Annotated in this window: 19 protein-coding genes; 4 read left to right on the top strand and 15 right to left on the bottom strand. The window is 72.3% G+C overall.

All coding sequences use genetic code 11. The annotated features are described in order from the left end of the window. Nucleotides 1-58 precede the first annotated feature (58 nt). From CHC05_RS21190 to CHC05_RS42570, 12 genes are all read right to left on the bottom strand, one after another. Nucleotides 59-844 carry a cell division protein FtsQ/DivIB gene (locus tag CHC05_RS21190; RefSeq protein ID WP_089251486.1) on the bottom strand — a complete coding sequence of 262 codons (786 nt, stop codon included), beginning with the start codon at nt 842-844 and terminating at the stop codon, nt 59-61. After that, on the bottom strand, nt 844-2,322 hold the full coding sequence (gene murC, locus CHC05_RS21185; protein ID WP_089251483.1) for a UDP-N-acetylmuramate--L-alanine ligase: 1,479 nt from the start codon (nt 2,320-2,322) through the stop codon (nt 844-846). The genes CHC05_RS21190 and murC overlap by 1 nt, the downstream gene beginning before the upstream one ends. Before the next feature lie 23 nt (nt 2,323-2,345). After that, nucleotides 2,346-3,458: an undecaprenyldiphospho-muramoylpentapeptide beta-N-acetylglucosaminyltransferase gene (gene murG / locus CHC05_RS21180; protein ID WP_089251481.1), complete on the bottom strand. Its 1,113-nt coding sequence runs from the start codon at nt 3,456-3,458 to the stop codon at nt 2,346-2,348. After that, entirely contained in the window at nt 3,458-4,837 is a 1,380-nt protein-coding gene (locus CHC05_RS21175) for an FtsW/RodA/SpoVE family cell cycle protein (RefSeq protein WP_089251479.1), read from the bottom strand. The genes murG and CHC05_RS21175 overlap by 1 nt, the downstream gene beginning before the upstream one ends. 65 nt (nt 4,838-4,902) lie before the next feature. Beyond that, the gene (gene mraY, locus CHC05_RS21170; protein ID WP_089251477.1) at nt 4,903-6,039 is read right to left on the bottom strand and encodes a phospho-N-acetylmuramoyl-pentapeptide-transferase; all 1,137 of its coding nucleotides are present in this window, start codon (nt 6,037-6,039) and stop codon (nt 4,903-4,905) included. Further along, the gene (locus tag CHC05_RS21165) at nt 6,036-7,424 is read right to left on the bottom strand and encodes a UDP-N-acetylmuramoyl-tripeptide--D-alanyl-D-alanine ligase (RefSeq protein ID WP_089251475.1); all 1,389 of its coding nucleotides are present in this window, start codon (nt 7,422-7,424) and stop codon (nt 6,036-6,038) included. Before CHC05_RS21165 ends, mraY begins: the two co-directional genes overlap by 4 nt. Next, nucleotides 7,421-8,980 (bottom strand): UDP-N-acetylmuramoyl-L-alanyl-D-glutamate--2,6-diaminopimelate ligase, encoded by a 1,560-nt coding sequence (locus CHC05_RS21160; protein WP_089251473.1) that lies wholly within the window; start codon nt 8,978-8,980, stop codon nt 7,421-7,423. The genes CHC05_RS21165 and CHC05_RS21160 overlap by 4 nt, the downstream gene beginning before the upstream one ends. A 12-nt stretch (nt 8,981-8,992) precedes the next feature. Then, nucleotides 8,993-11,296: a peptidoglycan D,D-transpeptidase FtsI family protein gene (locus CHC05_RS21155; RefSeq protein ID WP_425426816.1), complete on the bottom strand. Its 2,304-nt coding sequence runs from the start codon at nt 11,294-11,296 to the stop codon at nt 8,993-8,995. Further along, nucleotides 11,293-11,829 (bottom strand): cell division protein FtsL, encoded by a 537-nt coding sequence (ftsL, locus tag CHC05_RS21150; protein WP_089251469.1) that lies wholly within the window; start codon nt 11,827-11,829, stop codon nt 11,293-11,295. Before ftsL ends, CHC05_RS21155 begins: the two co-directional genes overlap by 4 nt. After that, nucleotides 11,826-12,935: a 16S rRNA (cytosine(1402)-N(4))-methyltransferase RsmH gene (gene rsmH, locus CHC05_RS21145; protein ID WP_089251467.1), complete on the bottom strand. Its 1,110-nt coding sequence runs from the start codon at nt 12,933-12,935 to the stop codon at nt 11,826-11,828. Before rsmH ends, ftsL begins: the two co-directional genes overlap by 4 nt. A 196-nt stretch (nt 12,936-13,131) precedes the next feature. Beyond that, nucleotides 13,132-13,563: a division/cell wall cluster transcriptional repressor MraZ gene (gene mraZ / locus CHC05_RS21140; RefSeq protein ID WP_089251465.1), complete on the bottom strand. Its 432-nt coding sequence runs from the start codon at nt 13,561-13,563 to the stop codon at nt 13,132-13,134. A gap of 390 nt (nt 13,564-13,953) precedes the next feature. Next, a complete protein-coding gene (locus CHC05_RS42570) occupies nt 13,954-14,754 on the bottom strand; it encodes a C40 family peptidase (RefSeq protein ID WP_245871103.1) in 801 nt (266 codons plus the stop codon). Between the two features lie 524 nt (nt 14,755-15,278). On the opposite strand from CHC05_RS42570, the gene CHC05_RS21130 reads away from it, so the two are divergent. Genes CHC05_RS21130 through CHC05_RS21120 form a run of 3 tightly spaced genes read left to right on the top strand, consistent with a single transcriptional unit; the run spans nt 15,279 to nt 17,885 of the window. Beyond that, nucleotides 15,279-16,499, top strand: coding sequence for a MurT ligase domain-containing protein (locus CHC05_RS21130; RefSeq protein ID WP_089251463.1), 1,221 nt, complete (start codon nt 15,279-15,281; stop codon nt 16,497-16,499). Further along, the gene (locus tag CHC05_RS21125; protein ID WP_089251461.1) at nt 16,489-17,199 is read left to right on the top strand and encodes a type 1 glutamine amidotransferase; all 711 of its coding nucleotides are present in this window, start codon (nt 16,489-16,491) and stop codon (nt 17,197-17,199) included. The genes CHC05_RS21130 and CHC05_RS21125 overlap by 11 nt, the downstream gene beginning before the upstream one ends. After that, a complete protein-coding gene (locus CHC05_RS21120) occupies nt 17,109-17,885 on the top strand; it encodes a TVP38/TMEM64 family protein (RefSeq protein ID WP_089251667.1) in 777 nt (258 codons plus the stop codon). The genes CHC05_RS21125 and CHC05_RS21120 overlap by 91 nt, the downstream gene beginning before the upstream one ends. Here the strand turns inward: CHC05_RS21120 and CHC05_RS21115 are convergent. Together CHC05_RS21115 and CHC05_RS21110 are read right to left on the bottom strand one after the other, a co-directional pair. Next, nucleotides 17,818-18,252 carry a GNAT family N-acetyltransferase gene (locus tag CHC05_RS21115; RefSeq protein ID WP_089251459.1) on the bottom strand — a complete coding sequence of 145 codons (435 nt, stop codon included), beginning with the start codon at nt 18,250-18,252 and terminating at the stop codon, nt 17,818-17,820. The two genes, CHC05_RS21120 and CHC05_RS21115, sit on opposite strands and share 68 nt — an antisense overlap. A gap of 5 nt (nt 18,253-18,257) precedes the next feature. After that, entirely contained in the window at nt 18,258-19,019 is a 762-nt protein-coding gene (locus CHC05_RS21110; protein ID WP_089251457.1) for an SDR family NAD(P)-dependent oxidoreductase, read from the bottom strand. 108 nt (nt 19,020-19,127) lie between these two features. Here CHC05_RS21110 and CHC05_RS21105 point away from each other — a divergent pair, with 108 nt between their 5' ends. Further along, on the top strand, nt 19,128-19,790 hold the full coding sequence (locus CHC05_RS21105; protein WP_089251455.1) for a VOC family protein: 663 nt from the start codon (nt 19,128-19,130) through the stop codon (nt 19,788-19,790). A 317-nt stretch (nt 19,791-20,107) separates the two neighbouring features. On the opposite strand, the gene leuS is transcribed toward CHC05_RS21105, so the two are convergent. After that, the gene (gene leuS / locus CHC05_RS21100; protein WP_089251665.1) at nt 20,108-22,969 is read right to left on the bottom strand and encodes a leucine--tRNA ligase; all 2,862 of its coding nucleotides are present in this window, start codon (nt 22,967-22,969) and stop codon (nt 20,108-20,110) included. Nucleotides 22,970-23,078: the final 109 nt, after the last annotated feature.

Below are 23,078 nucleotides of genomic sequence, written 5' to 3'. Positions count from 1 at the left end.
AGCGGGACACGACCGTGATCCAAGGACCAGGTACGGCGTGTCGCCACGCGGTATTTCTTCAGCGGATCGTGACGACCCCGGGATCGCTGACGTCGAACGTCGTTCCGTCCCTCTGCAACAGCCCCGCGGTCACCGTGGCCTTCTCGGTGTTGCGGCTCGCGTCGCCCCAGACAACCGTGCGGCCGCCGGACAGCTTGAGGGTGATCTGGGCCGGCCCGGCAACGGTCACGTCGACCAGCTGGCGGCGCAGGGACTGCGACAGCGCGGCGATCACGTCGACGGCGCCACGGGTGCCGTCGACGTTGCCGCGCGGGTCGGCGATCCGCACGAGCGGCAGGTGGGCCGGGCGGCGGTTGAGGTCCTGGAACACCACGCCGAACCGGTCGACCACCAGGAACCGCTTGCCCTGCGGCACCACCGCCTCGGGCGTGCGCTCCACGACGACGACCGTCAGCCCGTCGGGCCACTGCCGGGTGACGGTGGCCTTCTCCACGGCGGGCAGCGTGCCCACCCGGGCCGCGACCGCCTCGAGGTCGAGGCGGGCCAGCGGGGCACCGGCCGGCACCGCCGCGGCGGCCCGCACCTCGTCCGGGCTGAGCAGCGCCACACCGTCCACGGCGACCGTCCGCACCCCGAGCAGGCTGGAGCCCAGCACGATCCACGCCAGCAGGCCGAGCACCGCCAGCGAGCCGACGCCGACCGCCCAGGGCAGCGCCGCCCGCAGCCGCCGGCGGCGCGCCCGCCGCATGAACCGGCGCACCGACGACGGCATCGCGTCACTGCCCGCGCGCACCAGGGTCCAGCGGCGCCGCTCGGGCGCGCCGCCGCCGGGCCGGACGGTCATCAGCCGGCGACCGGCGACACCGAACCCGCCGCCGCGCCGCCCACGGCCGGGTCGGCCGCCGAAAGGGCGGCGAGCAGCTCGTCGCCGAGCAGCGAGCTCGGCGGGGCGCCCATCGTGACCACCAGGTCGCCGGGACGGGCCCGGCGGACCACCTCGGCCGCCACCGCGTCCCAGTCAGGCACGAACACCTTGTGGGCCGCGGGCAGGTCGATCGCCGCGGTCAGCGCGACACCGCCCTCGCCCGGGCCACGGGTCTCACCGGGGCCGAAGACCTCCAGCACGATCGCCTCGTCGGCGATCGCCAGCGCGGCGGCCAACTCGGCCTCCATGTCGCGGGTGCGGTAGACCCGGTACGGCTGGAAGACCACCACCAGGCGGCCACCGGCCGCGACCTCGCGCAGCGTCTCCAGCGCGGCCGTCACCGACACGGGGTGGTACGCGTACTCGTCGTAGACCACGACGCCGTTGGCGACACCCCGGCGCTCGAACCGGCGGCGCACGCCCGGGAACGCCGCCAGGGCCTCCACGGTGACCGGCAGCGAGACGCCCAGCTCGACGGCCGCGAGCACGGCGGCCGCGCTGTTGAGCCCGAAGTGCCCGCCCGGCACCGGCAGCCGGATCTCGCCGGCCTCCTCGCCGAGCAGCGTGGCCTGGTAGCGGACGCCGAGCACCGAGGAGGAGATGTCACTCAGCCGCAGGTCGGCGTCCTCGGCCACCCCGTAGGTCAGCACGCGCCGCCCCTGGGCCCGCAGCGTCTCGGCCAGCCGCCGGGTGCCCTCGTTGTCGGCACAGGTCACCACGAAGCCGGCCGGGTCGGTCAGCAGCGCGTACTCCAGGAACGCCGCCTCGAGCCCGGCCAGGTCGCCGTAGGTGTTGAGGTGGTCGGCGTCGATGTTCGTGATGATCGACACGTACGGCCGGTAGAGCAGGAACGACCGGTCGCTCTCGTCGGCCTCGGCGACGAACAGGTCGCCGCTGCCGTGGTGGGCGTTGGAGCCGACCTCGGAGATCTCGCCGCCGATCACGAACGACGGGTCGAGCCCGGCGTGCTGGAGGATCAGCGTGATCATCGAGGTGGTGGTGGTCTTGCCGTGCGTGCCGGCCACGGCGACGGTGCGCCGGCCGGTCATCGCGGCGGCGAGGGCCTCGGACCGGTGCATGATCCGCAGCCCGCGCCGGCGGGCCTCCTCGAGCTCGAGGTGGTCCTGCGGGATGGCCGTCGAGTAGACCACCGTGTCGACGCCGTCCAGGTTCTCCGGGACGTGCCGCATGTGGATCGTGCCGCCGAGCGCGCGCAGCCCGGCCAGCGCCGGCCACTCCCGCAGCTCACTGCCGGACGTCGGGATGCCCCGGGTCAGCAGCAGGCGGGCCAGCCCGCTCATGCCGACACCGCCCACACCGATCAGGTGCACCGTGCCCAGCTCCTCAGCCGCCACCGTGCCGGCGGGGGTGAAGTCCGCGATGTCGAGCCCTGCCACCGTGCCTCGCTCTCGTCAGTGTCCTATCGGGCCTGCGTGGCCGCTTCGTAAACGAAGTCGAGCAGCGCTTCGTCACCGTCGCGCCGGCCGTAGCCCGCGGCCGCGTAGCTCATCGCCGCCAGCCGGTGCGGGTCGCGCAGCAGCGGGATCACGGTGCGCTCGACCCACGCCGGCGTCATCTCGCCGTCGTCGACCAGCAGGCCGCCGCCGGCGTCGACCACGGGCTGGGCGTTGCGGCTCTGCTCCTGGTTGCTGTACGGGTACGGCACGTAGATCGTCGGCAGGCCGATCGCGGCCACCTCGGCGACCGTCATCGCGCCACCCCGGCTCAGCATCAGGTCGGCGGCCGCGTACCCGAGCTCCATCTGGCTCAGGTAGGGGATCGTCACGTAGGGCACCGGCAGGTCGTTGGGGATCGAGACCGGCTCGTTGCGGGCGCCGATCACGTGCAGCACCTGCACCCCGGCCCGGGACAGCTCCTTGGCGGCACCGGCGACGGCCAGGTTGATCGAGCGGGCGCCCTGCGAGCCGCCCGAGACGAACAGCACCGGCAGGTCGGGGCGCAGCCCGAAGCGCGCGCGGGCGGCCGCGGAGGCCGCACGGCGGTCGAGGTGGGCGATCGAGGAGCGCAGCGGCACGCCGACCACCCGGGCGTCGCGCAGCGACTCGGCCTGCTGCGGCTGGTGCGGGAAGCCGACCGCCACGTACTTGGTGAACCGCATGCCCATCCGGTTGGCCACGCCCGGCGGCACGTTGACCTCGTGGACCACGATCGGCACCTCGCGGCGCCAGGCCGCCAGGTAGCCGGGCACCGAGACGTAGCCGCCGAAGCCGACCACCACGTCGGCGTTGACCTCGTCGAGGATCTTGCCGGCCGCGCGGGTCGACGTCACCATCCGGTCGGGAGTACGCAGGAGCGCCATGTTGACCGACCGGGGCAGCTGGAACGCCGGGATCTGCCGCAGGTCGTACCCGTGGGGCGGGATCAGCTCGTTCTCCAGGCCCTTGGGCGTGCCGAGGCAGGTGATCCGGACCGATGGATCATGACGGCGGAGACAGTCGGCGAAGGCGAGCAACGGATAGATGTGCCCACCCGTCCCTCCACCAGCCAGCACGACCGACCGCAGCGGACCCATCACCGTCTCCTCTCGCCACCCACGCCGGCACGCTCGCGCGCGGCGCGCCCACCGGCGGACGCCGGCGGACGGCTGGCCTTCGGTGCCGAGGGCAACGGAGGCAGCGGGGCCCAGAGTAGTCGGACCCATCGGGCCGGCGGGCGGGCATGCAGGGCTCGGGCGGCATCGGGTTCGGCGCGGGCGAAGGATGCCAGCATGCCGATGGCGGCCATGGTCACCACGAGGGCGCTGCCGCCGTCGGAGATGAACGGCAGCGGCAGGCCCGTGATCGGGATGAGCCCGACCACGCCACCGATGTTGATCAGGGCCTGGGCGACCAGCCAGGTGGTCAGCGCGGCGGCGACCAGGCGGCGGAACGGGTCGTCGATGCGCCGGGCGATCCGCAGGCCGGTGTAGGCCAGCACCCCGAACAGCGCGAGCACCACGATGCAGCCGATCACGCCGAGCTCCTCGGCGATCACGGCGAAGATGAAGTCGTTGTCCGCGGCCGGCAGCCAGCCCCACTTGAGCTGGCCCTGACCCAGCCCGACGCCGAACCAGCCGCCGTTGTCGATCGCGTACCGGCCCTGGATGCCCTGGTAGCAGCCCTCCTGAGCGCAGTCCGTCGGCGGGTTGAAGAAGGTCAGGAGCCGGGCGAAGCGGTAGTACGCGGCCGCGATCAGCACGCCGATGCCGGCCAGCCCGGCCACGAACAGGCTCGCGAACACCTGCATCCGCACGCCGGCCGCCCAGAGCACGCCGACCACGATGGCCATCAGGATCAGCATCGTGCCGAGGTCCTTGTAGCCGACCAGGATGAAGAGCAGCGCGACCACCGGGAACAGCGGCATGGCCAGCTCGCGCCAGTAGGTCAGCGCGGGGCCCTTGCGGCTGACCACGTCGGCCGCCCAGAGGATCAGGCCGATCTTGACGAACTCCGAGGGCTGCAGCTGGAACGACCCGATGTGCAGCCAGAGCTCGTCGCTCTGGATCGGGCCGAGGTGCACCACCTCCTCCTCGCGGACCGCCGCCAGCGCGTTGAGCCCGTTGAGGAACAGCAGCAGCGCGATCGCGACGCCCAGGACCGGACGGGCCAGCGCCCGGAACGTGCGGGCCGGCAGCCGCTGGCACACCCAGAACGCGGCCAACCCGACGACGGCGAACAGCGCCTGCTTGGCCAACGCGGCGAACGCGTTGCCGTCGTCGGCGATGTCCCGCGGGCCGGTCGCCGAGAAGACCATGGTCAGGCCGATGACCAGCAGCAGGCCCGCGCTGGAGATCAGCAGGTAGTAGGACGCCAGCGGACGGCCGAGCAGCCCGCGCAGCGCCGAGATCCCGCCGTCGAACAGCGAGCGGCGGGCCTGTGCGGCGACCGAACCCTGTTTCGCTTCCTCCCCCACCGGCCCATCATGGGCGCTCGGCACGCCGGGACAGCGGAGAAATCTTCGGCGTGTCGGCCTGAGCCCTAACTGACGGACGCGAGGAAGTCGCTGTAGAAGAGGCCCAGGGCCATCGCGACGCCGATGCCGGCGATGATCCAGAAGCGGACCACGATGTTGACCTCGCTCCAGCCCGCCAACTCGAAGTGGTGTTGGAGCGGCGACATGCGGAACACCCGTTTGCCCGTGGTCCGGAACGAGATGATCTGGATGACCACCGACATCGTGATGATCACGTAGAGGCCGCCGATGATCGGCAGCAGCATGATCGTGCGGGTCGACATCGCCATGCCGGCGATCAGGCCGCCCAGGCCGAGCGCGCCGGTGTCACCCATGAAGATCCGGGCCGGCGAGGTGTTCCACCAGAGGAACCCGACGCAGGCCCCGGCACCGGCCCCGGCGATCAGGGCTATCTCCAGGGGATCGCGTACGGCGTAGCAGTAGGTGTCGGCGCCGGCCTTCACGTAGCTCGGGTCGGCGCACCAGTGCCGGTACTGCCAGAACGCGATCAACGCGTACGCGCCGAGGACCATCGTCGTCGCGCCGGTGGCCAGGCCGTCCAGCCCGTCGGTCAGGTTGACGCCGTTGGTCGCGGCGAGCACGACGAAGACGAACAGGATGACCGAGCCGACCTTGCCGATGTCGAGCCAGCTGACCTCGCGGATGAACGAGATGGCCGTGCTGCCGACGGTCTCGCTGTTGGTCCGGCTGCCGGTGGTGTCCAGCATCGTGCTCGGGAAGTAGAGCGCGATGATGCCGAACGTGGCGCCGACCAGGAGCTGGCCGGCCAGCTTGCCCCGCTTGTTGAGGCCGCCGCTGTGCCGCCGGCGGACCTTCAGGAAGTCGTCGATGAAGCCGACCGCGCCGCAGAACACCAGCAGGCCCAGCAGCACCAGCGCGGTGATCGTCGGGCCGACCTGGAAGATCTGCTGCGACGGCAGGGTGGTCAGCGCGATGTGCCCGGCCACGTAGGCGATCACCGTGGCCACGATGAAGACCACGCCGCCCATCGTCGGCGTGCCCTTCTTGCCCATGTGCATCTGGGGACCGTCGGCCCGGATCGGCTGGCCGGCCTTCAACCGGGTGAACACCTTGATCGCGAGCGGCGTGCCGAACAGCGAGACGAGGAACGCCACCGCCATCGCGACGATGACCGCCCTCACGCCGTGCTGCCGTTCTCCCGGAGGGAGTCCACCACGTCCCAGGTCCGGTACCGGGAGCCCTTCACCAGGACCACGTCGCCCGGCCGCAGATCGGCCCGCAGCGCCTCGATCGCCGCCGCCTGGTCGTCCACCACCTCGGACCTGCCTTCCCAGCCCGGGTGGGCCGTCGCGCCGTCGTGGATCGGCCCGGCCGCGTCGGACACGACCACCAACCGGTCGACGCCCAGCTCCGCGGCGAGCCGCCCGACCTCTTCGTGACCGGAGCGTTCGTACTCGCCCAGCTCGGCCATGTAGCCGAGGACCGCGACGGTACGCCGCCCGGCTCCGATGGTCGCCAGCGCCCGCAGGGCGGCGGCCATCGACGCCGGGTTCGCGTTGTACGAGTCGTCGATGACGGTCGACCCGTCGGTGCGCTCGAAGACGTCCATCCGGCGCGCGGAGCGCAGCGTCAGCTCACCCAGGGCCTCGCCCAGCTCGCGCAGCGGCATGCCCAGCTCGCGGGCGACCGCGGCGGCGGCGAGGCTGTTGCCAACCTGGTGCCGGCCGGGCACCCGCAGCCGCACGGGCACACTGCCCCGGGCCACCCGCAGCGTGTACGACGCGTGCCCGTTGGAGTCCATGGTCACCTCGTCGGCGCGCACGTCCGCGTCCGGCGACTCGCCGACCAGGACCACCCGGCCCCGCGTGCGCACCGCCATCTTGCGGACCCGCTCGTCGTCGGCGTTGAGGATCGCCACCCCGTCCACGGGTACGGCCTCCGCCAGCTCGCCCTTGGCCGCGGCGATGTTGTCGACCGAGCCGAACTCGCCGATGTGCGAGGTGCCGACGTTGAGCACCACACCGACCCGCGGCGTGGCGATGCCGGCGAGGTAGCTGATGTGGCCGGCTCCCCGGGCGCCCATCTCCAGCACCAGGTAGCGGGTCTGCTCGTCGGCCTTGAGCACGGTGTGCGGGAAGCCGAGCTCGTTGTTGAGCGAGCCGGCCGGCGCCACCGTCGGGCCGAGCTTCGCGGCGAGCTGGGCGACCAGGTCCTTGGTGGTGGTCTTGCCGGACGAGCCGGTCAGGCCGATCACGCACAGGTCGGGCAGCCGGGACAGCGACGCGCGGGCCAGCCCGGCCAGCGCGGCGAGCGGGTCGTCGACCAGCACCATCGGCACGCCCTCGACCGGCCGGGTGCCGAGCACCGCGACCGCGCCGTCGGCGACCGCCGCCGCCGCGAAGTCGTGGCCGTCGACCTTCGCACCGGGAAAGGCGACGAACAGGCCGCCGGCGGTGGGCTTGCGCGAGTCGTACTCGACGGGGCCGGACACCACGGCCGCCGGGTCAGCGCCGACCAGCCGGCCGCCGGCCGCCGCGGCCACCTCGTCGAGGCGCATCGTGATCATCGCTGACCCACCAGGTGGCCGAACCGCGCGCGCAGTGCCGCCGCGAGCTCGACCCGGTCGTCGAACGGGTGCGTCACGCCGGCCACCTCCTGCCCTCGTTCGTGCCCCTTGCCGAGCACCGCGATCACGTCGTCCTCGCCGGCCCGGCGGACCGCCTCGTCGATGGCCGCGCGCCGCCCGCCGGTGATCTCCTCGACCATCGCCGGACCCGTCGCGCCGGTGAGCACCTCGGCGCGGATCGCGGCCGGCTCCTCCGTGCGCGGGTTGTCGTCGGTGACCAGCACCAGGTCGGCGCCCTCGGCCGCGGCCGCGCCCATCAGCGGGCGCTTGCCCCGGTCGCGGTCGCCGCCCGCGCCGATCACGCAGATCAGCCGGCCGCCGCGGCTGGTGGCCCGGGCGCGCAGGGCGCGCAGGGCGGCGACGATCGCGTCGGGCTTGTGCGCGTAGTCGACGACGCCGAGCACCGGGCCGGGCGCGTCGACGACCTCGAGTCGCCCGGGCACGCCCGGGCACGCGGCGACGCCTTCCGCCGCGGTCGCGGGGTCGACCCCGACGGCGACCAGCGCGGAGATGGCCAGGAGCGCGTTGGCGACGTTGTGCAGGCCGGGGAGCGCCACACCGGCGTCGACGGCCCCGTCCGGGCCGTGAGCGGTGAACGCCTGGCCGTAGCCGGCGTCCACGACCCCGTCCGCCCACCACGTGGCCGCCTGGTCGCCGGCGGCCGAGTAGGTCACCGTGGCCGGCTTGCGCAGCGGCGCCAGGGCCGGCTCGTCCAGGTTGAGGATCTCGACCCGGCAGCGCCCGTCGAACAGCTTGGCCTTGGCGGCGAAGTAGTCGTCGCGGTCGGCGTGGAAGTCCAGGTGGTCCTGGCCGAAGTTGGTGTAGCCGCCGACCGCGAAGCGCACCCCGCCGACGCGGCCCATCGCCAGCGCGTGGCTGGACACCTCCATCACCACCGCGGTCACCCCGCGCTCGCGGGCCACGGCCAGCAGCGCGTGCAGGTCGGTGGCCTCGGGCGTGGTCCGCACGCTGTCGACGACGAGGTCGCCGAGGCGAGTCTCCACGGTGCCGATCAGGCCGGTCACGTGGCCGGCCGCGCGCAGGCCGGACTCGACCAGGTAGGCGGTCGAGGTCTTGCCCGCGGTGCCGGTCAGGCCGATGACCACCAGGTCGGCCGTGGGGTCGCCGTAGACGGCGGCCGCGACCGCGCCGAGCGCCTCGCGCGGGTCGTCGACCACGATCGCCGGCAGGCCCGCCGCGGCGGCGGCCGGTGCCCCGGCCGCGTCGGTCAGCACCGCGACCACACCGGCGGCGGCGACGGCCGGCACGAACTCGGCACCGTGCCGGCGGGCGCCGGGCAGGGCCGCGTAGAGGTCGCCCGGGCGCACCTCGCCGCTGGCATGGGTGATCCCGGTCACGTCGACGTCGGTCGCGTTCTCGAGGTCCGCTCCCACCAGGGCCGCCAGATCGGCGAGCCGGACGGGAGCGACGGCGCGGGGGCGCGGATTGCCGGGCACGGCGTCAGACCCTACCCGGTCCCGGCCCGGCATCCGCATACCCACGCTGATCTACGGAAACGCGGTGTACTTGGGGGCGGACTTCGTGCTCGGCGGGACGCGGTAGTGCTGCAGGGTGTACTGCATCATCTCGCGGAACGCCGGACCGGCGACGTCGCCGCCACCACCGCCCGGGGTGTACGCGAAGACCGCGACCACGTACCGGGGTGCCTCGGCCGGCGCCATGCCGATGAACGACGCCACGTCACCCGGTGCGTACTCACCGTCGACCACGCGCTTGCCCGTGCCCGTCTTGCCCGCCACCCGGTAGCCCTTGATCCGGCCCGAGACGCCGGTCGCGTCCGGGATCGTGGTCACCGCCTCCATCAGGTTGCGCAGCTCGGCCGCGTGCTGCGGGCTGATCACCTGCCGCGTCTCCGGCGCGGGCGGCGCGACGTGCCGGCCGTCGCCCGTGACCGTGTCCTTGATCAGGTGCGGCTGGATCCACTTGCCGTCGTTGGCGATCGCCGCGTAGACCGCGGCCATCTGCAGCGGCGTCACGTCGACGCTGTGCCCGATCGGGATCGAGCCCGGCGAGGACCCGTTCCACTCGTCCGGCGGCAGCACGTGCCCGGCCGCCTCGCCCGGCATGCCCTCGCCGGTCGGCTTGCCGAGGCCGAACTTGAGCTGGTAGTCGTACACCTTCTGCGGTCCGAGCTTGTCCGCGATCTTGATCGTCGTGACGTTCGAGGAGTACGCGAGCGCGCCGGCCATCGACATCTTCTTGCCGCCGGCTGGGTGGGTGTCCTCGTACGTCACGTCCGCCTTGGTGATCGTCGACGGGATCTTCCAGACCGTCTTCGGGGTGATCACCCCTTCCTCGAGGCCGGCGCCGAAGATGATCGCCTTGTGCACCGAGCCCGGGTCGACGACGAACGAGGTCGCCGCGTCCTCCCGGTCGGCGGCGTCGTACTTCTGCCAGTCGGCCGCGTTGTAGGTCGGCTGGCTGGCCTGGGCGAGCACCTCGCCGGTCTTGATGTCCATCGCGATGGCCGCGCCGATCGTGCCCTTGCGGGCCAGCACGTTCTCACTGAGCGAGCGCTGGAACTCGTACTGCAGGTCGCGGTCGATGGTCAGCGTCAACGAGCCGCCCGGCTTGGCCTGCACCACCTCGTCGAAGCCACCGGAGATCGGGATGTCCAGGTCCCCGGCGCCCGCCTCGAAGCGGTGCTTGCCGTTGGTGCCGCGCAGCAACTCGTCGTAGCGCATCTCCAGGCCCTCGAGCCCGTTCATGTCCTCGCCGGTGAAGCCGATCAGGTTGGCCGCCAGGTCCGTGCCCGGGATCTCCCGGCGCTCGTCGCGGCCGATGCCGATGCCGGCGATGTTGAGCGCCATCACCTGCTGGGCCTTCTCGATCGGCACGCCGCGCGCCAGCCAGGCGAAGGTCGACGGGGTCCCGCCCGGCAGCTTGCGCTTGGCCATCCGCTTCTCGAGCTCGGAGCGGGAGATCCCCAGCAGCGGCGACAGCTTGGCCGCCGCGTCCGGGGCGTTCTCGACCATCTCCGGGTCGGCGTAGACGTGCCGCGCCTCGACGCTGTGGGTCAACGGCACGCCGGAGCGGTCGTAGATGCCGCCGCGGGACGCGAACAGGGTGACCGAGCGGAGCCGGTCCTGGATGCCGCCGTTGGCGTACGCGGGCGTCGGCAGGACCTGGAGCGTCACCAGCCGGATGCCGATGCAGGCGAACATGGCCAGCGCGAGGAAGGCGCCGAGCCGGAGCCGCCGGTTCGGGTCGGCCAGCTTCGGCCGCGTGCGCGGCTTGCGGCGCAGCGGCGGCCGCGGCGGGGTGCCGCCGCCGGCGGTGGTGCGGGTCCTCGGGCGCGGCGTCGCGGCGCCGTCACCGCGGGATGCCTTCGCCTGGGTGGTGCGGACAGAGCCCGCCCCGCGGGCGCCGGACCGGCTTCCAGCGCCCGTGCCTGACCGCGTGCCGGCGGTGCTGCCCGAGCGGGTCCCGGCGGCCGCGCCGGACCGTGTCCCGGATCGCGCGGCCGTGCCGGTGCGCGCTGTCGGGGCGGCCGCCTTGCGCGGGGCGCGCGGCTCGTCGGCCCGGCCGCCGTCGACCACCCGCAGCGTCGGCTGCCCGGTCTTCTCCTGCTTTTCCGGCTTCTCGGGGGTGGCCCGGGGCGTACGCGTCCGGGCCTGCTCCCGCACCGTGCGCCCGCGCGGCGTGTAGGCCTGTGCCTCGAAGATCCCGCCCCGGCCACTGCGGGCCGGGGCGGGTCCGTCGTCGTCGGCCGGCCGGCCCGCGCGGGGCGGGTTCCGGCGCGCCCCGGACGGATCGCGCCGCGGGTCCGGCGTCCGCGGCGGCACGCTCACCGCCCCTGGTCGCTGGTCACCGACGGCGCGCCCGCGCCCGGCTTCGGAATACCGATGATCTTGCCGTCCTGGAGCCGGATGTACGCCGGGTCACCGCCGCCGACCATGCCCAGCTTGCGGGCCTGGGCGGTCAGGTTGCCCGGCGCCTGCGCCTGCGCGATCTCCCGCCGCAGCTCCTGCTCCTGCAGATCGAGTGCGCTACCGGTCTCCTTGAGCTTCTCCACCCGGAACGCGTTCTCGGCGATCTTCGTGTTGACCACGAGGATGCCGAGCACGCCACCGACCACCAGCAGCAGGATCAGCGCGACGAACGGCACGCGCGGACCCGTCACGGGCGGCGGCGGTGCGACCTTCAGCCGCGGCACCCCCGCCGCGGGAGCGGTCGTCCGCTCCTTCGGACGCAGGGCGGCAGTGCCCTCCGTCGGGAACTGCCGCGCGGCGCGCGGGTCCGTCCGGTGGGCGCGGATGCCCCGCCCGACCTGGCGCTCCGTGGTCCGGCCCCCCGACCGCGGTGCGCGCTTCTGATCTGTCATGTTCCCTCCCCCTGGTTCTCGTCGTCCTCGTGGGACTCCGCGGCCGCAGCACGGCGGTCGCCGCCTCCGGTCCGACCCGCCGTTCGCGCGGCGGGCTGGTGCAATGCCTTGACCCGGCGTGGCCGGTCTGGTGTGACCGCGTCGGGATCGATCCGTTCCGCCGCCCGCAGCCGCACCGACGCGGCCCGCGGGTTGGTCGTCACCTCGTGGTCGTCGGGCAGCTCGACGCCCCGGGTGAGCAGGCGCAGCGTCGGCCCGGTGCCGGGCAGCTCGACCGGCAGGTCGATCGGCCCGGTGGACCGGGCCCGGGCGGCCATCGCCCGCTTGGTGATCCGGTCCTCGAGCGAGTGGTAGGACAGCACGACGATCCGGCCGCCCAGGTCGAGCGCGTCCAGTGCCGCCGGCACCGCCCGTTCCAGCGTGTCGAGCTCGCCGTTGACCTCGATCCGCAACGCCTGGAAGCTGCGCTTGGCCGGGTGCCCGCCGGTCCGCTTGCCGGCCTGCGGTATCGCGTCGCGGACGAGCTCGGCCAGCCGCGCCGACGACGTGATCGGCTCCTTGGCCCGCTCGCGCACGATCGCGTCCACGATCCGGTTGGCGAACTTCTCCTCGCCGTACACCCGCAGCACCCGGATCAGGTCCCCCGGGCTGTAGGTGTTGACGACGGTCTCGGCCGTGATGCCCCGGGTCTGGTCCATCCGCATGTCCAACGGCGCGTCCTGGGCGTACGCGAAGCCCCGGTCGGGCACGTCGAGCTGGAGCGAGGAGACGCCGAGGTCCATCAGCACCCCGTCGACCGCCGCGATGCCGAGGTCGTCGAGCACCTCGGGCAGGTCGTCGTAGACGGCGTGCACCAGCCGGACGCGGTCGTCGAAGCGGGCCAGCCGCTGCCGGGACGCCGCCAGCGCCTCGGTGTCGCGGTCGAGCCCGATCAGCAGGACGTCGGGGTGCGCGGAAAGGATCGCCTCGGCGTGCCCGCCGAGACCGAGGGTGGCGTCGACGTGGACGCGCGGGCCCTGCCGGGTCGGACGGCCGAGCGCCGGAGCGAGTAGCTCGAGCGTCCGCTCGAGCAGCACCGGCACGTGCGTGCCGCGTGGCTCCTGCATCGGTTGTCCCCCCAGTGACCCGCCGTCTTCCGTCGTGCCAGACGGCTGCATCGCTCGCCGTACCGCCAGATCCCCATCCGCCCCCATGCCTGGCACCGGGGAAGGGACGCCAGGGACGGAGCGGGTGGAGATCTCGCGGTACGGCGGGCGAACGGCGGCGGTACCGGGTTTTCGCGGAACCCGGTGCGACGTCGCCCTACAGTCCGCCGGGCAGCACCCCCTCCTCGATGTCGGCGAAGTCGTCTTCGCTCTCCGCGAGGTAGGTGTCCCAGGCCTGCTTGTCCCAGATCTCGACCCTCGTGCTGGCGCCGATCACGACCAGCTCTCGGGACAGACCCGCGTATTCCCGCAGGTGTGCCGGGATGGTGACCCGACCTTGCTTGTCGGGCACCTCGTCATGCGCGCTGGCGAAGAAGACCCGGCTGTAGGCCCGTGCGGCCTTGTGGGTCATCGGCTGCTCGCGCAACTGACCCGCGATCCGCTGGAACTCGGGCGTCGGGAAGACGTAGAGACAGCGCTCCTGCCCTTTGGTGATCACGACACCTCCCGCCAACTCGTCCCGGAACTTCGCCGGCAGGATCAACCGGCCCTTTTCGTCCAGGCGTGGGGTATGCGTGCCGAGAAACATTCGGCCCACCCCCTCGCGCGGCGGGCGGATTCGCGGTCCACCCGAGGCCGGCGGACCCTCCCGGCCCCGCCATTGATCCCCACTCTACTCCACTTCCCTCCACCCGCAACCAGAATCCGCCTTCACATCCCGCCGCCCCGCGCGTAAAACCGCAGGTCGAAGGCGGTGGGGCGGAGTGGAGGGCCGAGCCGGGCCACCGCTTGTCCAAATGCCGACAAGCTCCATTGCGGGCGTAACGATTTGCGCAATCGCCTCGTTAGCCACACCCGTTACCGACTTTCGGGGGCTTCTCGGGGCTTGGTGGAGGGCTTTCTTCCACCGCGGTGGAGCGAAGTGGGGGCACGACGGCCTGGCCGTCGTGCCCCCACGGGAAATCGCTACGGAGATACGTCAGACGAGCCGGCGCACCACGTAGTTCCGCGACCAGATCTTGTGCTTGCCCACCCGGCTGCCGGCGTGCGGCGAGTCGTACATATAGCCGCCGCCCGCGTAGACGCCGGCGTGCGTACCGTACGAGCCGCTGCGGATGACGATCAGGTCACCGGGGCGGGCGGCCGACTTCGACACGGCCCGGCCGTACCGCTGCTGGCTGTTCGCCTTGTGCGGCAGCTTCTTGCCCGCCGCCTTGCGGTAGACGTACATCGTGTAGCCGGAGCAGTCGAAGGCCGACGGCCCGGAGGCCGCGTACCGGTACGGCTTGCCGACGTGGCGCTTGGCTTCCGCGAGCACCTTCGCGCCGCTCGGCGTGACGGTGACCCGCATGGTCGGCGACCAGTACCTGGCATACCCACCACCACCCTTGAACACGATGCGGTACGAGGTGGTGGCGAGCGGCTTGACGGAGAACCAGTTGTAGCCGTTGGCGTACAACGTCTTGGTTCCCCGGGCCCGCCAGCTCCCCGAGGAGGCGGACCACTGCTCGAGGGCGACCGCCGTCCCGGCGCCCGCGGGCTTGCCGGTCTTCGGGTCGGTCACGGTGATCCGCAAGGTGGCGGCACTGCCCCAGGGGAGTTTCGGCCGCGAGTTGCTCGCGGCGATCGCCGGCCGCGAAACGGCCTCGGCCGCTGCGGCCCGGGCCGGCGACGTGGCGATCAGTTGGCCGGCGCACAGGCACGCGGCGGCGGTGGTAGCGACGATCCTGCTGGCCCGGGCGGTCGACCGCCCCGGACGGCGTGAACGGAGCTCTAGCACGTACGAGTTCCCTCCGGCACGCGTACGGAAGGCGCCGCCGGGCGTGCAGGCGCGGCTGGTGCCGCACCGGTCGACCCCCGGCGTCCGCCCCGTCCGCTGGCGGCGGAGTGGCGACGCTGGTTCCCCCCATCCCCGCTCTGGTATGCCGTGGGCTAGACGTCAACGACTGCACCGCGGGGATGAGCGGGGTGAGGCGTGTCCCCATGCGGCACGGTGGTCACGCGGTTAACGTGACCGGCCCTCAGTTTGTAGCCGATCGGGCGTTATACGCTTTGGAGTCGACTAACTACACGGTGAAGTTGGCACGCTTTGACTTGCCCTTCTGGACGGGGAGTGCCCGATTCGTCACCGACAGTGGGTCACTGTCCGATCCGCTGTCCGTGATAACGATCAGTGACGATGAGCACACGACTCGTTCGGGTACCCGGGTTGAATTCGGACATTTTGCCCGACCCGACGTCTGCGCGCGACCAGCCGCGTGCTATGTCCTGTCCGGTAACCTCGCTCGCGTGACGGACGCGAAAATGCCCCTGCGGGCGAAGGTGGCCAGCTCGGTGTCGCGCACCGCGGCGGCGCTCTCCCGCGCCGCCGGGCGCGGCGACGGTTCCGTGATCGGCGGCTGGATCGGCCTCAAGATCGACCCTGAGCTGCTCAAGCACCTCGCCGCGGGTCGGTCGGTGGCGCTGATCTCCGGCACCAACGGCAAGACCACGACCACCAAGCTCACCGTGGCGGCCCTCGAGAGCGCCGGCCGGGTGGCCACCAACGCGTTCGGTGCCAACATGCCGACGGGCCACACCTCGGCGCTGGCCAAGGCCGGCGCCACGCCGTACGCGGTGCTCGAGGTCGACGAGCACTACCTGGCCCGGGTCCTCGACGAGACCAGGCCGCGGGCCGTCGCGCTGCTCAACCTCTCCCGCGACCAGCTCGACCGCGCGAAGGAGGTGGCGATGATGGCGCAGATGTGGCGCGAGGCGCTGGCCCACCACCCCGACGTGCACGTCGTCGCCAACGCCGACGACCCGATGGTGACCTGGGCGGCGTACCACTGCGCCTCGGTGACCTGGTTCAGCGCCGGCCAGCGCTGGCACGACGACTCCTGGGTCTGCCCCGAGTGCGGCGGCGCGATCGAGCGGGCCGGCGGCGACTGGCGGTGCACCACCTGCCCGCTGCGCCGGCCCCGGCCGCAGTGGGTGGTCGAGGAGGACGGCGTCGTCGACCCGACCGGCGCCTGGCACCAGGTCAAGCTCTCCCTGCCCGGCACGGTCAACATCGGCAACGCGGCCACCGCGCTCGCCGTCGCGGCCCAGTTCGGCGTCCGTCCCGCCGACGCGGTCCTGCGGCTGGGCTCGGTCACCTCGGTCGCCGGCCGCTACGCCCAGGTCGAGCGCGACGGCCGGCTCATCCGGCTGCTGCTCGCCAAGAACCCGGCGAGCTGGCTCGAGGCCTTCGACATGGCCGAGGCCGCGCCGACCCTGCTGTCCATCAACGCCCGGGACCCCGACGGCCTCGACACGTCGTGGCTGTTCGACGTGGACTTCGCCCCGTTGTACGGCCGGCGCGTGCTGATCACCGGCGACCGCGCGTACGACCTGGCGGTGCGCCTCCAGGTCAACGGCATCCCGTTCGAGCACGTCACCTCGTTCGCCGACGCGCTCGCGGCGGTGCCGCCAGGACGCCTCGAGGTCATCGCCAACTACACCGCCTTCCAGGACATCCGAGCGGAGCTGGACCGTGTCAACTGAAGACCTGCGGATCGTCTGGATCTACCCCGACCTGCTGTCCACCTACGGCGACCGCGGCAACATGCTGATCCTCGCCGCCCGCGCCCGGGCCCGCGGCATCCCGGTGGAGACCATCGAGATCCGCTCCGACCAGGCGCTCCCCGACTCCGCCGACCTCTACCTGCTCGGCGGCGGCGAGGACGGCCCGCAGGCGCTGGCCGCCCAGCGACTCAACGCCGACGGCGGCCTGCACCGGGCGGTGGCGCGGGGTTCGGTGGTGTTCGCGGTCTGCGCCGGCTACCAGCTGCTCGGCACGTCCTTCTTCGCCAAGGGCGCCGCCTACCCCGGCCTGTCGCTGCTGGACCTCCAGTCCGACCGCGGCCCCGCCCGGGCCGTCGGTGAGCTGCACGGGGTGATCGACCCGCGGTTGGGCCTGCCGCCGCTGTCGGGGTTCGAGAACCACGGCGGGCGTACGCACCTCGGCCCGGGCGTCTCGCCGCTGGCGCAGGTGACCACGGGGATCGGCAACGACGGCACCAGCGAGGGGGCGTGGCGGGGCAACCTGATCGGCACGTACTCCCACGGCCCTGCCCTGTCCCGCAACCCCGCGCTCGCGGACCTGCTGCTGCGCTGGGCGACCGGAGCGGGCTACCTGCCGCCGCTCGACGACACCTGGACCGACCGCCTGCGCCACGAGCGCCAGGTCGCCGTCGCACCGTGACCGAACCGCGGCGCTGGCATCGCCATCCGGCGCTCCGGTTCGCCGCTCTGATTACCCTGCTCGGCGTCTTCGGTCTGCTGTTGCTGGTGGCGCCGCCAGACCTGCGGGCTATTCCGGACGCGGTCGACCGGCTCGGGCCGTTCGCGCCGGTGGCCGCGGTCGGCGTGGGCGCCGCGCTGCTGATCGCGTTGGTGCCGCGCACGCTGATCACCGTGGCCTGGGGTGCGTTGTTCGGTCCGTTGGGCGGTGCCGGCTACACCCTGGCCGCCGCGTTCCTGGCCGCGCTGCTGGGTTTCGCGGTCGGGCGCTGGCTAGGGCGCGACTTCGTCCTTCTTCGGGTGCGCGGTCGGCTGGCCCGGCTCGACGGCTGGTTCACGCGGCAGTCGGTGTTCGGGGTGATCACCGTTCGGCTGTTGCCGATCGGCGGGTTCGGGCTGGTCAGCTACGGCTATGGGACGACCGGGGCACGGCTGCTTCCGTACCTGGTCGGCAGTGTGATCGCCTCGACTCCGTCGGCCTTCGGCTATGCGGCCATCGGGTCGGCGGTGGTGTCGCCGGGTTCCGTCAACTGGTTCGCGGTGGCGCCGGCGTCGTTCGGGCTGTTCGCCACGGCGGTCATCATCTGGCGGTGGCGGCGCTCCGCCGGATCATCCACACGTCGATCGGATCCTCCCGCTCGACCGTGAAGCCGTGGCGCTCGTAGAGCCGGCGGGCCCTGCTGCCCTGGAGCACGTTCAGGCGGATCGGGTCCTCGTCCAGCACGCTCCGCAGGACGGCTTCGCCCAGGCCTTGGCCCTGCCGGGCGGGCCCGATGTAGAAGTGCTCCAGCCATCGGCCGTCGTCCGCGGGGCGCAGGGCGATGCTGCCGGCGAAGGCGCCGTCGACCACGATGATCTTTGTGTGCCGCGGCTCGAAGCCGTCCCTGAACCGCTGGCGTACGCGGTGCTCGTCGAACCGGCCCAGGCGTTCCAGGTCCGGGCGCAGCACGATCGCCCGCAGCTCGGCGATCTTTTCGACGTCGGCCGCGGTCGCGGTTCTCAGTGACCAGTCCATCGTGGTCAGGCGGTGGTGCCGCCGTCGACGACCACGTCGTGGCCGACGACGAAGCTGGACTCGTCGGACGCCAGCCAGAGCACGGCCTGCGCGACCTCCCGGGGCTCGCTGACCCGGCCCGCGGGGACGGTGGCCCGGATGCGGGCATCGCGGTCCTCCCGGCTCTCGCCGGGGCGGAAGGACATCGGGGTGTCGCTGGCGCCCGGGCTGACCGCGTTGATCCTGACGCCGTCACCGATGTGGTCCCGGGCGGCGGTGCGGGTCAGCACGCTGACGGCGGCCTTGGTCGCCGCGTAGGCCGCGATGCCCGGCCGCCGGCCGTGCGCCCCGATGTTGGAGGCCATGTTGACGATCACGCCGCCACCGTTGGCCCGCATGTGCCTGATCTCGTGCTTCATCGCGAGGAACACCCCGGTCAGGTTGACGTCGACGTGCCGCTGCCAGTCCTGCTCGTCCACATCGGCCAACGGCGCGGGCGGAGTGAAGACGCCGGCGCTGTTGAACGCGACATGCAACCCACCGTGCCGCCTCGCAACCTCGGCGACCAAGGCAGCAACCTGCCCGCTGTCGGTGACGTCGGCCACGACCCAGTCGATCTCGCCGTCACCCTCCTCCAGCCGCGCGGCCGCCGCGGCAAGCTTCTTGCCGTCGCGCCCCGCCAGCACGACGGTCGCTCCCCGCTCGGCGAACGCCTGCGCCGTAGCCCCGGCGATCACACCAGCGCCACCGGTGATCAGCACAACCCGCCCGTCAAATCGCGCACTCATGGCGCTATTCCTACTGGCTCCGGTTTCGCCGCCCGTCGGTGATCACCGCCGCGGTGAGCCGCGTCTCCCCGCACGGAATTGTCAGAGGTCCATGCGACGATCCCGGGCATGGAAGAGACGTTGCGCCGCCAAGACGCGTCGGCTGCGGTGACCCACCTGGGCTGGCGGTTCCTGCTCGGCACGCTACGCACGGGTGTCGCGGTCGGTTCGCTGTCACAGGCGGCCGAGGTGGCGACGCTCGCGGTCACGACCTGCGGCGCCGAGGCCGACGACCACCTACGCGTCGACCTACGCCCGTCGCGGGTCACCCTCACACTGCAGTCGCCGAAGCAGGCAACGGTGACGTCCCACGACGTCGATCTAGCGAGACGTCTCACAGCCGCGCTGTCAGACGTGGGCCGACAAACCGACCCATGGTCGACCCAACTCCTGGAGATCGCGATCGACGCGCTGGACATCGCGGCGATCCGCCCGTTCTGGGCAGCGCTACTGGGCTACACCCCGGAAGCCGACACAGACGTCGTCCTGATCGACCCGCAGGGCCAGGGCCCGACGATCTGGTTCCAACAGATGGACCAACCACGCCCACAACGCAACCGCATCCACTTCGACCTCTGCGTCCCCCACGACGAAGCCGAACACCGCCTATCCACGGCCCTGTCAGCCGGCGGCCGCCTGGTCTCGGCCAAAGACGCCCCCGCGTTCTGGATCCTGGCCGACCCAGAGGGCAACGAAGCATGCATCACGACCTGGCAGGGCCGAGACGACTAACCACCAGCCGCCGCGTCGCACAACGGGGTCGGCCCAGCAGCACGCGACCGGGTCGCCGAGCGGCAGCAGCTGACCACAAACACCGAAGCGCGCGATGTGGCGAGCGACCACGCAGCCCAACCACAACGCGACAGCAAGGCACGCGACCGGTCGTGGGACGGGGGTCGAGCGACCAACCACGAACGCCCCCGTCAACGCGGATCGGAACCGGTCGCGGGACGGGTTTGCGCGACCAACGACGAAGGCCGGGTCCGGCGGGAGCGACGGTGGCGCCTCCGACGGACCCGGGACATCAATCTTCAGATCTTGACTTTGCCTTAGACGACGACGCTGACCATTCGGCCCTTGATGACGATGACCTTCTTCGGCGCCTTGCCGCTCAGTGCGTCGTCGACCGCGGCCAGAGCCGCAACCCTGACCTCGTCCTCGGCGGCGTCGGCGGCCACCGACACGCGCCCGCGGACCTTGCCGTTGACCTGGACCGGATAGGTGACCTCCTCGGCCACCAGCAGCGCCGGGTCGGCCACCGGGAAGTCGCTGTAGGCCAGCGACTCCGTGTGCCCCAGCCGCTGCCACAGCTCTTCGGCCACGTGCGGGGCGAAGGGCGCGGTCATCAGCACCAGCGGCTCGACGGCCTCGCGCGGGGCCGGGCCGCCCAGGGCGGTCAGGGCGTTGGTCAGCTCGATCAGCTTGGCCACGCCGGTGTTGAAGCGCAGGTCGTCCAGGTCGACGCGGACGCCGTCGATGATCCGGTGCAGCACGCGCCGGGTCGGCTCGTCGGCCGGCTCGTCGCTGATCCGGGTGACACCGCTCTCCTCGTCGACGACCAGGCGCCAGACCCGCTGCAGGAATCGTTGCGCACCGACCACGGCGCGGGTCTCCCAGGGGCGGGAGACGTCCAGCGGGCCCATCGCCATCTCGTAGACCCGGAACGTGTCGGCGCCGTAGGCCTCACACATCTCGTCCGGCGTGACCACGTTCTTCAGCGACTTGCCCATCTTGCCGTACTCGCGGCGCACCTCGACGCCCTCGTGGAACCAGTGGCCGTCGCGGTCCTCGACCTCTTCGGCCGGCACGACCATGCCGCGCTCGTCGCGGAACGCGTACGCCTGGATGTAGCCCTGGTTGAACAGGCGGCGGTACGGCTCGAACGACGAGACGTGACCCAGGTCGAACAGGATCTTGTGCCAGAACCGGGCGTACAGCAGGTGCAGGACGGCATGCTCGACACCGCCGACGTACAGGTCGACACCGCCGCAGTCGCCCTCGTGCCGCGGGCCCATCCAGTAGGCCTCGTTCTCGGGATCGACGGCCTGCTTGTCGTTGTGCGGGTCCAGATAGCGCAGCGAGTACCAGCACGAGCCGGCCCAGTTGGGCATCGTGTTGGTGTCGCGGACGTAGCGCTTGGGTCCGTCGCCCAGGTCCAGCTCGACGTCGACCCACTCGCGGGCCCGGGACAGCGGCGTCTCCGGGTTGCTGGCCGCGTCGTCCGGGTCGAAGGTGCGCGGCGCGAAGTCGTCGACCTCGGGCAGCGAGACCGGCAGCATCGAGTCGGGCAGGGCGACCGGCAGCCCGGTCTCGTCGTACACGATCGGGAACGGCTCGCCCCAGTAACGCTGGCGGCTGAACAGCCAGTCGCGCAGCCGGTACGTGGTCGCGCCGACGCCGGCGCCGTGCGACTCCAGCCAGGCGATCATCGTCGCCTTGGCCTCGGTGACGCCCAGGCCGTCCAGCACCAGGCCGCGGTCGGGTGCGGCCGAGTTGATGGCCGGGCCGTCGCCGGTGTACGCCTTGCCGTCGAAGCCGTCGGCCGGCCGCACCGTGCGGATGATCGGCAGCTCGAAGACCTCCGCGAACTCCCAGTCGCGCTCGTCCTGGCCGGGCACCGCCATGATCGCGCCGGTGCCGTAGCCCGCCAGCACGTAGTCGGCGATGAACACCGGGACCCGTGCGCCGTTGACCGGGTTGACCGCGTAGGTGCCCGTGAAGACGCCGGTCTTGTCGCGCGCCTCGGCGGCCCGCTCGACCTCGGTCTTGCGGGCGGCGGCCCGCCGGTACTCCGCGACGGCCTGCACCGGCGTCTCGTGCCCGCCGGTCCACGGCGCGTGGGTGCCCGAGGGCCAGTGCGCCGCGGTCAGCGTGTCGACGATCGGGTGCTCCGGCGCGACGACCATGTAGGTCGCCCCGAACAGGGTGTCCGGCCGCGTCGTGAAGACCGTGATCTCACCCGAGGCGCCGGCCGCGGTCTCGAACGGGAAGTCGACGTGGGCGCCGGTCGAGCGGCCGATCCAGTTGCGCTGCATCATCTTGACCGGCTCGGGCCAGTCCAGCGTCTCCAGGTCGTCGACCAGCCGGTCGGCGTACGCGGTGATCCGCATCATCCACTGCTTCAGCCGGCGCTTGAAGACGGGATAGTTGCCCCGCTCGCTGCGGCCGTCGGGGGTGACCTCCTCGTTGGCCAGCACGGTGCCCAGCCCCGGGCACCAGTTGACCGGCGCCTCCGAGACGTACGCCAGCCGGTGCTCGTCCAGCAGCGCGCGCCGCTCCACCCCCGACAGGTCGGCCCAGGCCTTGTCGCCGGGGACCGGCCGGGTGCCCGACGCGTACTCCGCGATCAGGTCGTCGATGGGCCGGGCCTTACCGGCCGCGGCGTCGTACCACGAGTTGAAGATCTGCAGGAAGATCCACTGGGTCCAGCGGAAGAACTCCGGCTCGCTGGTCGCGATCTTCCGGCGCTCGTCGTAGCCCATGCCCAGCCGGCGCAGCTGCGCCCAGAACCGGACCATGTTGCGCTCGGTGGTGATCCGCGGGTGGGTGCCGGTCTGCACCGCGTACTGCTCGGCGGGCAGCCCGAAGGCGTCGAAGCCCATCGGGTGCAGCACGTTGAAGCCGGTCATCCGCTTGTAGCGGGTGTAGACGTCCGTGCCGATGTAGCCCAGCGGGTGACCGACGTGCAGGCCGTCACCGGACGGGTACGGGAACATGTCGTGCACGTACATCTTGGGCGCGCCGGCCCGCGGGTGCTCGGGGTCGGCCAGCTCGCCGACCGGGTTCGGCGCCCGGAACGTGCCCCGCGCCTCCCAGTAGTCCTGCCACCGCTGCTCGATGTCGCCGGCCAGCGCCGCCGTGTACCGGAACGGCGGGACGTCCTGGTCGGGACGCTCGGCTGCCTCGCTCATGTTCGCCACCTCGGTATTTTCGTCGTCAGGGCCAGCACCGCGTCGCGCGGGGGTGAACGGGGCCAAATTCTGGGCATAAAAAAGCCCCTCACGCAGGAGGGGTAGCCGT

It is taken from the genome of Asanoa hainanensis, from assembly GCF_900188485.1.
Lineage (GTDB): Bacteria > Actinomycetota > Actinomycetes > Mycobacteriales > Micromonosporaceae > Asanoa > Asanoa hainanensis.
This window is presented reverse-complemented; position numbering and strand designations above follow the sequence as displayed.

Coding starts and splice junctions, on each gene's coding strand:
- CHC05_RS21190 (WP_089251486.1), bottom strand. CDS start 844: ATGACCGTCCGGCCCGGCGGCGGCGCGCCCGAGCGGCGCCGCTGGACC.
- murG (WP_089251481.1), bottom strand. CDS start 3,458: ATGGGTCCGCTGCGGTCGGTCGTGCTGGCTGGTGGAGGGACGGGTGGG.
- CHC05_RS21165 (WP_089251475.1), bottom strand. CDS start 7,424: ATGATCACGATGCGCCTCGACGAGGTGGCCGCGGCGGCCGGCGGCCGG.
- CHC05_RS21160 (WP_089251473.1), bottom strand. CDS start 8,980: ATGCGGATGCCGGGCCGGGACCGGGTAGGGTCTGACGCCGTGCCCGGC.
- ftsL (WP_089251469.1), bottom strand. CDS start 11,829: ATGACAGATCAGAAGCGCGCACCGCGGTCGGGGGGCCGGACCACGGAG.
- rsmH (WP_089251467.1), bottom strand. CDS start 12,935: ATGCAGGAGCCACGCGGCACGCACGTGCCGGTGCTGCTCGAGCGGACG.
- mraZ (WP_089251465.1), bottom strand. CDS start 13,563: ATGTTTCTCGGCACGCATACCCCACGCCTGGACGAAAAGGGCCGGTTG.
- CHC05_RS21130 (WP_089251463.1), top strand. CDS start 15,279: ATGCCCCTGCGGGCGAAGGTGGCCAGCTCGGTGTCGCGCACCGCGGCG.
- CHC05_RS21115 (WP_089251459.1), bottom strand. CDS start 18,252: ATGGACTGGTCACTGAGAACCGCGACCGCGGCCGACGTCGAAAAGATC.
- CHC05_RS21110 (WP_089251457.1), bottom strand. CDS start 19,019: ATGAGTGCGCGATTTGACGGGCGGGTTGTGCTGATCACCGGTGGCGCT.
- CHC05_RS21105 (WP_089251455.1), top strand. CDS start 19,128: ATGGAAGAGACGTTGCGCCGCCAAGACGCGTCGGCTGCGGTGACCCAC.
- leuS (WP_089251665.1), bottom strand. CDS start 22,969: ATGAGCGAGGCAGCCGAGCGTCCCGACCAGGACGTCCCGCCGTTCCGG.